Raw genomic sequence first — 12,022 nt, 5'->3', positions numbered from 1 at the left:
TCGACCCGCTGTCCCTGCGCGGCAGCCGCACCGGCGTGTTCGCCGGCGTGATGTACCACGACTACGGCGCCCGCCTGTTCAGCGTGCCCGAGGAGGTCGAGGGCTTCCTCGGCAACGGCAGCTCCGGCAGCATCGCCTCCGGCCGCGTCGCCTACACCTTCGGCCTCGAGGGCCCCGCCGTCACCATCGACACCGCCTGCTCCTCCTCGCTGGTCGCCGTCCACCTCGCCGCCCAGGCGCTGCGCAACGGCGAGTGCACCCTCGCCCTGGCCGGCGGCGTCACCGTCATGTCGACGCCCGGCACCTTCACCGAGTTCAGCCGCCAGCGCGGACTCGCCCTCGACGGCCGCTGCAAGTCCTTCGCCGACGCCGCCGACGGCACCGGCTGGGGCGAGGGCGCGGGCATCCTGCTCCTGGAACGCCTCTGCGACGCCCGACGCAACGGCCACCGCGTGCTCGCCCTCGTCCGGGGCAGCGCGGTCAACCAGGACGGCGCGAGCAGCGGCCTGACCGCCCCCAACGGGCCCTCCCAGCAGCGCGTCATCCGCCAGGCCCTGGCCACCGCCCGGCTGTCGCCCACCCACATCGACGCCGTGGAGGCCCACGGCACGGGCACGACCCTCGGCGACCCGATCGAGGCCCAGGCCCTGCTCGCCACCTACGGACAGGGCCGCGAGGACGACCGGCCGCTGTGGCTCGGCTCCATCAAGTCCAACATCGGCCACACGCAGGCCGCCGCGGGCGTCGCCGGGATCATCAAAATGGTCATGGCGATGCGGTACGGCGTCCTGCCCCGAACCCTCCACGTCGACGCGCCGACCCGCAACGTCGACTGGTCGGCGGGCGCGGTCTCCCTGCTCACCGAGGCGCGGGAGTGGCCCGAGACCGGCCGCCCGCGCCGGGCCGCCGTCTCCTCCTTCGGCATCAGCGGCACCAACGCGCACACGATCCTCGAGCAGGCCCCGGAAGCGGAACCGGAAGGGGAAGAGCGCGAGGAAGCGCCCGAGGGGACGAACGGCGTCCCGGTCCTGTGGCCGCTGTCGGCCAGGACCCCCGAAGCCCTGCGCGCCCAGGCCGAACGGCTCCGCTCCCATCTCACCGCCCGCCCCGGCACGTCAGCCACCGCCATCGGCCGCACCCTCGCCACCGGCCGCGCGGCCTTCGACCACCGCGCGGTGGTCGTCGGCCACGACCTCGGCACCCTCCTCACCGGCCTGGACGCCCTCGCGGCCGGCGACGAACGCCCGGGCGTGCTCCGCGGCCGGGTCAGGCCCGGAAAACTGGCGTTCCTGTTCACGGGTCAGGGCAGCCAGCGACTCGGCATGGGCCGGGAGCTGTACGAGACGTATCCGGTGTTCGCGCGGGCCCTGGACGAGATCTTCACCTGCTTCGAACTCCCGCTGCGCGAGGTGATGTTCGGAGGTGGCGAGGACGCAGGCCTGATCGATCAGACGGCGTATACGCAGCCTGCGCTCTTCGCCATCGAGGTGGCCCTGTTCCGGCTGCTGGAGTCGTGGGGTGTGCGGCCGGACTTCGTCTCCGGGCATTCGATCGGTGAGGTGGCGGCCGCGCACTGTGCGGGCGTGCTGTCGCTGGAGGACGCGTGCACGCTGGTGGCGGCCCGCGGCCGGCTGATGCAGGAACTCCCGGGCGACGGCGGTGCGATGGTGGCCGTCCAGGCCGCCGAGGACGAGGTCACCCCGTATCTCACGGACGCGGTGGGCATCGCGGCGGTGAACGGACCGGCGTCCGTGGTGATCGCCGGTGACGAGACCGCCGTACTCGACGTGGCCGCGACCTTCGAGGCACAGGGGCGGAAGACCAAGCGCCTGACGGTCAGTCACGCCTTCCACTCGCCGCACATGGACGGCATGCTGGAGGCCTTCCGAGAGGTGGCGGAGGGGCTTTCCTACGAGGCTCCGCGCATGCCGATCGTCTCCAACCTCACCGGCGCCGTCGCGGATGCCGAGGAGATCACCACCCCCGGCTTCTGGGTGCGGCACGTTCGCGAGGCCGTCCGATTCCTCGACGGTATACGGACGTTGGAGGCGGCGAACGTCACCACGTACGTCGAACTCGGCCCGGACGGCGTGCTGTCCGCGATGGCCCAGGACTGCGTGAGCGCGGACGAGACGCACGCCCACGCGTTCGTCCCCATGCTGCGCAAGGGCGTGGCGGAGGCCGACAGCGCGGCCACCGCGCTGGCCGTGGCGCACGTGCGAGGCGTATCGGTGGCTTGGGGCGAGGTGTACGCCGGCACCGGTGCGGCCGGCACCGGTGCCGGCCAGGTCGACCTGCCCACTTATCCGTTCCAGCGCGAACGCTACTGGCTGGACAGTGGCCGTCCGGTCGGGGACGTCGCCTCGGCCGGGCTCGGTGCCGCCGGTCACCCGCTGCTCGGCGCGGCCGTCGCCCTGGCCGACACCGACGGGTTCCTCCTCACCGGGCGGCTCGCGCTCGACACCCACCCCTGGCTCGCCGACCACGCGGTCATGGGCTCGGTGCTGCTGCCGGGCACGGCCTTCGTGGAACTGGCCGTCCGCGCCGGTGACCAGGTCGGATGCGACCACCTGGAAGAACTCACCCTCCAGGCGCCGCTCGTGCTGTCCACGACCGCAGGGGCGCAGATCCAGCTCTCGGTCGGCGCACCCGACGAGTCCGGCCGGCGCTCGCTGTCGGTGTACTCGCGCTCCGAGGAAGCGCCCTCCGACACGCCGTGGACGCGGCACGCGGAGGGCGTACTGACCACCTCGGCGGCAGCGACCGCCGAGGATCTCACGGTCTGGCCCCCGGAGGGCGCGGTCGCGGTGCCGCTCGACGGGCTGTACGAGGGGCTCGCCGCGGCCGGACTGACGTACGGGCCCGTCTTCCAGGGCGTACGGGCCGCCTGGCGGCGCGGCGGGGAGATCTTCGCCGAGGTCGAACTGGGTGAGGAGCAGCGGGCGCAGGCCGGTTCGTACGGGCTGCATCCGGCCCTGCTGGACTCGGCGCTCCACGTCCTCGGGCTCGGCGGCCTGGTGACGGACGACGGCCGGGGCCGCCTGCCGTTCTCGTGGAGCGGTGTGTCGCTGCACGCCACCGGAGCCTCGGCGGCGCGTGTGCGGCTGGCCGGCGCCGGACGGCCGGACGTGGTGTCCCTGACCGTCGCGGACGGCACCGGCCGGGCGGTGGCCCACGTCGACGAGCTGACGCTGCGCGCGGTGTCGGCGGAGGACGTGCGCGTCGGCGGCCGGCACGAGTCGCTGTTCCGGGTCGAGTGGGCGGCCGTCCCGGTCCCCGCCGTGATTCCCGCCGGCCGGTGGACCGTACTGGGCGACGACGCGGCGCTTGCGGGTCTTGAGGCGGCCGAACGGTACGCCGACCTCGACGCCCTGCGGGCCGCCCTGGACGCGGGCACGGCCACCGTGCCGGACGCCGTACTGATGCCGTGCCTGCCCACGGAGGCAGAGGCAGAGGCGGGAGCGGAGGCGGGTCCGGTGACGGCCGAGGCGGTGGCCGGGGCGACCGGGCGCGCGCTGGACCTGCTGCGGTCGTGGCTCGCGGACGGCCGGTTCGCCGACGCCCGTCTGGTCTTCGTCACCCGGGGCGCGGTGGCCGCGGGCGCGGGCGAGGCGGTCGGCGACCTGACGCACGCGGCGGTGCACGGCCTGGTGCGTTCGGCGCAGTCGGAGCACCCCGACCGGTTCCTCCTCGTGGACCTGGACGGTCCCGGCACCGCGCTGCCGGCCGCCCTGGCCTGCGGCGAGCCGGAGATCGCGGTCCGCGCCGGAACCCTGCGCGCACCCCGGCTGGCCCGCGCGGCCGACACCGGCATCGACAACACGGACACCGAGTCCGGCACCGACACCGAGTCCGCCTCCGACGCCGACACCCGCCCGCACCCCCCGTACGCCCCGGGTGGCACGGTCCTCGTGACCGGCGCCACCGGCACGCTGGGCGGTCTGGTCGCCCGGCACCTGGTCGCCGAACACGGGGTGCGGCACCTGCTGCTCGTCAGCCGCCGGGGCGACGCGACCGAGGGCGCCGCCCAACTCAACGCCGAGCTGGCCGAGTCGGGCGCCGAGGTCACCTGGGCCGCCTGCGACGTGGCCGACCGCGACGCGCTCGCGGAGGTACTGGACGGCGTGCCGGCGGCGCACCCGCTGACCGCCGTCATCCACACCGCCGGCGTCCTGGACGACGGCGTCGTCGAGTCGCTGACCGGCGAACGGCTGCGGAACGTACTGCGCCCGAAGGCGGACGCGGCCCTCAACCTGCATCACCTCACCCGCGACCGCGACCTGTCGGCTTTCGTGCTGTTCTCCTCGGCCGCGGGCGTCTTCGGCAGCCCCGGACAGGCCAACTACGCGGCGGCCAACACCTTCCTCGACGCCCTCGCCCACCACCGGCGCGCCCAGGGCCTGCCCGCGGTGTCGCTCGCCTGGGGCCTGTGGGACGCCGACGGCGGCATGGCGGGCGGCCTGGACGCGGCGGACGTCGACCGCATGAGCCGCGGGGGAGTGCACGGACTGCCCGCCGCCGAGGCGCTACGGCTCCTCGACACGGCGCTCCCGTCCACCGACCCCCTGCTGGTGCCGACCCGGCTCGACCTCGCGACGGTGCGCGCCAACGCGGCCGCCGCGGGAGTGCCCCCGCTGCTGCGCGGCCTGGTGCGGGTGCCGTCCCGCCGTACCGCGGAGACACACGGCGGCGGGGCCGGCCGTTCCGCCTCGACGCACCTCGCACACGACCTGGCCGGGCTGAGCGAGGCCGAGCAGGAGCGGCTCCTGCTCGACCTGGTGCGTACGCACGTCTCGGCCACCCTCGGCCACGACGGCCCCCGCGCGATCGACCCCGAAGTGGCCTTCAAGGAACTCGGCTTCGACTCGCTGACGGCCGTCGAACTGCGCAACCGGCTCGGCGCGGCCACCGGCATGCGGCTGCCCGCCACCCTGGTCTTCGACCACCCCACCTCCTCCGTCCTCGCCCGGCACCTGCGCGCCGAGATCGCCGGCACACGGGGAGCCGGGAACACCACCGCCGTCGCCACCACGGCCACCGCCGAGCAGGAGCCCATCGCCATCGTCGCGATGAGCTGCCGCTTCCCGGGCGGAGTGCGCGGCCCCGAAGACCTGTGGGAAGCCGTCGCCGCCGGCATCGACGGCATCACCCCCTTCCCGTCCGACCGCGGCTGGGACGTCGACGCCCTCTACCACCCCGACCCGGACCACCCGGGCACCAGCTACACCCGCGAGGGCGGGTTCCTGCACGACGCGGGCGACTTCGACCCCTCCCTCTTCGGCATCAGCCCGCGCGAGGCCCTCGGCACCGACCCGCAGCAGCGGCTGCTCCTGGAGACCGCCTGGGAGGCGTTCGAACGCGCCGGAATCGACCCGGCGTCCCTGCGCGGCAGCAGCACCGGCGTGTTCGCGGGGGTCATGTACCACGACTACGCCTCGGTCCTGGAGAACGCGTCCACGGCAGCCGCGTCCGGCACGGCCGGCGGCGCGGGGATCGCCGAGGGCTCGCTGGGCTCCGGCAGCACCGGCAGCATCGCCTCCGGCCGGGTGTCCTACACCTTCGGCCTGGAGGGCCCGGCCGTCACCATCGACACGGCCTGCTCCTCCTCGCTGGTCGCGCTCCACCTCGCGGTGCAGGCCCTGCGGTCCGGCGAGTGCTCGCTGGCGCTCGCGGGCGGCGTGACGGTGATGGCGACGCCCGGCACGTTCGTCGGCTTCAGCCGGCAGCGCGGGCTCGCCGCCGACGGCCGCTGCCGCGCCTTCGCGGCGGGCGCGGACGGCACGGGCTGGTCCGAGGGCGTCGGCCTGCTGCTGGTGGAACGGCTCTCGGACGCCCGCCGCAACGGGCACCCGGTCCTCGCGGTCGTACGCGGCTCCGCCGTCAACCAGGACGGCGCCAGCAACGGCCTCACGGCCCCCAACGGCCCGTCCCAGCAGCGCGTGATCCGCCAGGCGCTCGCCAACGCCCGCCTGACGGCCGCCGACGTGGACGCCGTGGAGGCGCACGGCACGGGTACGACGCTCGGCGACCCGATCGAGGCACAGGCGCTGCTCGCGACGTACGGGCAGGAACGGGCGGGGGACCGGCCGCTGTGGCTGGGCTCGGTGAAGTCCAACTTCGGTCACACCCAGGCCGCCGCGGGTGTGGCGGGCGTGATCAAGATGGTGATGGCGATGCGGCACGGTGTGCTGCCGCGCACCCTGCACGTGGACGAGCCGTCCCCGCACGTGGACTGGTCGGCGGGCGCGGTCACGCTGCTCACCGAGAACCGTGAGTGGCCGGACACCGGGCGCCCGCGCCGGGCGGCGGTCTCGTCGTTCGGCATCAGCGGCACGAACGCCCATACGATCATCGAGCAGGCCCCGGCACACGCCGACGAGGAGCGGGAGGCCGAGCAGGCGGAGGCCGCCGACGTGCTCTGGCCGGTGTCGGGCGCGACCGAGGAGGCGCTGCGCGCCCAGGCCGAACGGCTGCGCGCCCACCTGGCCGCCCACCCCGGACTGCGGCCGGCGGACGTCGGACACACGCTGGCCACCGGACGCGCCGCGCTGGCGCACCGGGCCGCGGTCGTCGGCGCCGACCGCGAGACCCTGCTCGCGGGCCTCACCGCCCTGGCCGAGGACCGGACGGCGGCGGGCCTCGTCCGCGCCCGCGTGGCCTCGGCGGCCCGCACCGCCTTCCTGTTCACCGGCCAGGGCAGCCAGCGCCCGGGAATGGGCCAGGAGCTCCACGCGACCCACCCTGTCTTCGCCGACGCCCTCGACGCGGTGTGCGCCGAGCTGGACAAGCACCTCGAACGTCCTTTGAAGCGCGTGCTGTTCGACATGGAACAGCAGGGCGAGGAGGACCGGCGCAGGCGACTGGACCAGACCGTCTTCACACAGGCCGCGCTGTTCGCGGTGGAGGTGGCGCTGTTCCGGCAGCTGGAGGCGTGGGGCGTGCGCCCCGACTTCCTGGCCGGGCACTCGATCGGTGAGGTGGCGGCCGCGCACTGCGCGGGTGTGCTGTCGCTGGAGGACGCCTGCACGCTGGTGGCGGCGCGTGGCCGGCTGATGCAGGAACTGCCGGACGAGGGCGGCGCGATGGTGGCCGTGCAGGCCGCCGAGGACGAGGTCGCCCCGTACCTCACCGACGTGGTGAGCATCGCGGCCGTCAACGGGCCGGCCTCCGTGGTCGTCTCCGGTGACGAGGGCGCCGTACTGGCGATCGCCGCCGCCTTCGAGGAACAGGGCCGGAAGACCCGGCGCCTGACGGTCAGCCACGCCTTCCACTCCCCGCACATGGACGGCATGCTGGAGGCGTTCCGCGAGGTGGCCGAGGGCCTGTCCTACGCCGCTCCCCGCATCCCGATCGTCTCCACGCTCACCGGCGCCCTCGTCACCGCCGAGGAGATCCGCACACCGGACCACTGGGTCCGTCACGTCCGCGAGGCGGTGCTTTTCTGCCCGGCCGTGCGGGCACTCGAGGCCGAGGGCGTCACCACGTTCCTCGAGCTCGGCCCGGACGGCGTGCTGTCGGCCATGGGTCAGGAGTGCGTCACCGACGACGGCGCCGCCTTCGCCCCCGTGCTGCGCGGTGGCCGGCCGGAGAGCGGCACACTGACCGCCGCGCTGGCCCTCGCCCATGTGCGCGGCCAACGGCTCGACTGGGACGCGGTGTTCGCCCCTGCGGACCCGCGCCGCGTCGAGCTGCCCACCTACGCCTTCCGGCGCCGCAGGTACTGGCCGCGGACGGACGGTCGCCCGTCCGGTGACCCGGCCGCGCTCGGACTCGCCGCGGCCGGTCATCCGCTGCTCGGCGCCACCGTCGAACTCGCCGACGACGACGGGATGGTGTTCACCGGCCGGCTGTCCGTCCGGACCCACCCGTGGCTGGCCGACCATGTGGTGTCGGGCTCGGTGCTGCTGCCCGGCACGGCCTTCGTCGAGCTGGTCACCCACGCCGGCGGCCAGGTCGGCTGCGACCGGCTGGAGGAACTCACTCTCGAGGCCCCCCTGATCCTGCCCGAGCACGGCGGCGCGGTGCACGTACAGCTCGTGCTGGGCGCTCCGGACGACACCGGGCGGCGTACGGTCACCCTGCACTCGCGCCCCGAGACCGGGAGTGCCGAGGAGCCTTGGACCCGGCACGCCGAGGGCGCCGTCGTGATCGCGGCCGGCGAGGTCATCGAGGCCGGCCACGCGGCCCCGGCCGATCTGGTGGCGTGGCCCCCGCCGGGCGCGACTCCGGTCGCGCTGGAGGAGCGGTACGGAGAACTGGCCGCGGCCGGGCTCGCCTACGGCCCCGCCTTCCAGGGCCTGCGGGCCGCCTGGCTGCGGGACGGAGAGGTCTACGCCGAGGTCGAACTCCCCGAGGACGAGCGGCCGGTGGCCGGTGCCTACGGCATCCACCCCGCGCTGCTGGACGCGGTGCTGCACGCCGTGGGCCTGGGCGGATACTTCCCCGACGACGCGGACGGCCAGGCACGGCTGCCCTTCGCGTGGCGGGGGGTGACACTGCACGCGCTGGGTGCCCCGGCGCTGCGCGTACGGCTGACCAAGGCCGGCGCGGACGCCGTCGCGCTCCAGGTGGCCGACGACACCGGCCGTCCCGTCGCCTCCGTCGACTCGCTGGTACTCCGTCCGCTCCCCGCCGGGGGACTGAGGGCCGCGCGACGCCGGTCGCTGTTCCGGGTGGAGTGGACGCCCGTCACGGCTCCGGCCACCGCCGCGTCGCTCGCGTCGGGCGCGGGGCTGTCGATGGTGGTCGTGGGTGAGGCGTTCGCGGGCGAGGCGCCCGTCCACCCCGATCTGCCTTCCCTGGCGGACGCGGTGGCATCCGGGGCCTCCACGCCCGCGACCGTACTCCTGCCGCTTCTCCCGGAGACCGGGCGAGCCGGTGGCCAGGACAGTGCCGACGCCGTCCGCGAGGCGGTCGTGGCGGCCCTCTCCGCCGTACAACTCTGGCTCTCCGACGAACGGTTCGCCGAGTCACGGCTGGTCGTCGTCACGCAGGGCGCGGTCGCGGCCGGCCCCGGCGAGGACGTCAACGACCTGGCGCACGCGGCCGCGTGGGGCCTGCTGCGGTCGGCGCAGGCGGAGCACCCCGGCCGCCTCCTACTGATCGATTCCGACGACGCCTCCGCCCCGCTGCCGGCCGCCGCCCTCAACACCGAGGAGCCCCAACTCGCCCTCCGCGGCGGCCGACTGCTGGCTCCCCGGCTCACTCACGCGACCACCGACGCCGTGGCCGCCGAGGCGGCCCCGGCGGTCGATCCACACGGCACCGTCCTGCTGACGGGTGCGACCGGCACCCTTGGCCGCCAGGTCGCCCGGCACCTGGTGGCCGAACACGGCGTACGGCACCTGCTGCTGACCAGCCGGCGCGGCGCGGACGCCGAAGGGTCCGCCGAACTCCTCGCCGAGCTGGGCGAGTCGGGGGCCGAGACGGTCCGGCTGGTCGCGTGCGACGCGGCCGACCCGGACGCACTGTCCGCCCTGCTGGACACCGTCCCCGCCGAACACCCGCTCACCGCGGTCGTCCACGCCGCCGGAGTCCTCGACGACGGCACCGTCGCGTCACTGACCCCCGAGCGCGTCGAGGCCGTCCTGCGCCCGAAGGCGGACGCGGCCCTCAACCTGCACCACCTCACCCGCGACCGCGAGCTGTCGGCGTTCGTGCTGTTCTCCTCGGCCGCGGGCGTCTTCGGCAACCCCGGCCAGGCCAACTACGCCGCCGCCAACACCTTCCTCGACGCCCTCGCCCACCACCGGCGCGCCCAGGGCCTCCCGGCCGTCTCGCTGGCCTGGGGCCTGTGGGCCGAACCCGGCCGCATGACCGACGAGTTGGCGTCGACCGACCGCGACCGCATGAGCCGGGGCGGTGTCACCGGCCTGACGACCGGCGAAGGACTCGGCCTCCTCGACGCCGCACTCGCGCAGGGCGCCGAGCCCCTGCTGGTCCCGATCCGGCTGGACACGGCGGCGGTTGCGGCGCGGGCGGAGACGGACGGTGTGCCGCCGCTCCTGCGCGGCCTGGTCCGCACCCGGCCCGGCACCGGCCGCCGCGCCCCCCTCGACGGCGGCACGAACGGCACGGACGGCCCGCACGGTCCGCACGGCAGGGACCGGGGACGGGCGGCGGGCGAGGGCTCCCTCGTGCGCCGGCTGACCGGGCTGCCGCGCGAGGAACAGACCGGCGCGCTGCTGGAACTCGTCAGCGCCCAGGTCGCCGCCGTGCTGGCGTACGACCCCTCGGACCCCTCGCAAAGGATCGAGGCAGACCGATCCTTCCGTGAACTCGGCTTCGACTCGCTGACCGCCGTCGAACTGCGCAACCGGCTCACGTCCGCCACGGGACTGCGCCTGCCCGCCACCCTCGTCTTCGACCACCCGACCCCCGCCGTCCTCGCCGAGTTCCTTCGCGACACGCTCCTGGGCAACGGCACGGGAGCGGACGGGCGGGCGACGCCCCAGGCCAACGGCGGGACGGCCGCCGTGGCGGACGACCCCGTCGCGATCGTCGGACTGGCCTGCCGCTACCCGGGTGGCGTGCGCACCCCCGAGGACCTGTGGCGCCTGGTCGTGGACGGCCGGGACGCCATCGGGGAGTTCCCGCAAGACCGCGGCTGGGACCTCGACGCGCTCTACGACTCCGACCCCGACCGCACCGGCACCAGCTACACCCTCCAGGGCGGCTTCGTCGAGAACGCGGGCCACTTCGACGCGGCCTTCTTCGGGATCAGCCCGCGGGAAGCCGTGGCGATGGACCCGCAGCAACGGCTGCTCCTGGAGACCTCCTGGGAGGCGCTGGAGCGGGCCGGCATCGACCCGTCGGCGGTGCGGGGCAGCCGTACCGGAGTGTTCGCCGGCGTGATGTACCACGACTACGCCTCACGGCTGGCCGCGCTCCCCGAGGGCGTCGAGGGCTTCCTGGGCACCGGCAACTCCGCCAGCGTCGTCTCCGGCCGGCTGGCCTACACCTTCGGCCTGGAGGGCCCGGCGGTCACCGTGGACACGGCGTGCTCGTCCTCGCTGGTCGCCCTGCACCTGGCCGTGCAGGCGCTGCGCAACGGCGAGTGCGACCTGGCGCTCGCGGGCGGTGTGACGGTGATGGCGACCCCGGCGGCGTTCGTCGAGTTCAGCCGCCAGCGCGGACTCGCGGCCGACGGCCGCTGCAAGGCCTTCGCGGCGGACGCCGACGGCACCGGCTGGTCGGAGGGCGCGGGCGTCCTCCTGGTGGAACGGCTCTCGGACGCCCGTCGCAACGGCCACCCGGTGCTCGCGCTGGTGCGCGGCAGCGCCGTCAACCAGGACGGCGCCAGCAACGGGCTCACCGCCCCCAACGGCCCGTCGCAGCAGCGCGTGATCGGACAGGCCCTGGCGTCCGCCGGGTTGACGGCCGCGGACGTGGACGCGGTGGAGGCGCACGGTACGGGTACGACGCTGGGTGACCCGATCGAGGCGCAGGCGCTGCTCGCCACCTACGGACAGGACCGTCCCGCCGAGGACCGGCCGCTGTGGCTCGGGTCCGTCAAGTCCAACCTGGGCCACACGCAGGCCGCTGCGGGCGTCGCGGGCGTGATCAAGATGGTGATGGCGATGCGGCACGGTGTGCTGCCGCGCACCCTGCACGTGGACGAGCCGTCCCCGCACGTCGACTGGTCGGCGGGTGCGGTGTCGCTGCTCACGGAGGGCAGGGAATGGCCGGCGGCGGACCGTCCGCGCCGGGCGGCGATCTCCTCGTTCGGCTTCAGCGGCACGAACGCCCACACGATTCTCGAAGAGGCACCGCGGGAGGAGCCCGCCGCTGCGGTTTCCGCTTCCGGGGTGCCGTCCGTGCCGCTGGTGCTGACGGCCAAGACCGCTGATGCGCTGCGTGCGCAGGCGGAGCGGCTGCGGGACCGTATGGCGGCCGATCCGGGGCTCGCGCCGCTTGACGCGGCCTATTCGCTGGCCACCGGGCGGGGTGTCTTCGAGCACCGTGCGGCGGTCGTCGGGGGCGACCGGGAGGCCCTTGTCGCGGGCCTGACCTCGCTCGCCGA

1 protein-coding gene is annotated in these 12,022 nt (G+C 75.1%); it reads left to right on the top strand.

The features are described from left to right. Window positions 1–12,022 (top strand): type I polyketide synthase (locus tag IE249_RS34760; RefSeq protein ID WP_229859980.1); only part of this gene is annotated, 12,022 nt, incomplete at both ends.

This window comes from Streptomyces anandii JCM 4720, from assembly GCF_014650655.1.
Lineage (GTDB): Bacteria > Actinomycetota > Actinomycetes > Streptomycetales > Streptomycetaceae > Streptomyces > Streptomyces anandii.
The sequence above is the reverse complement of the archived record's forward strand: the minus strand, read 5'-3'. Positions and strand labels throughout refer to the sequence as shown.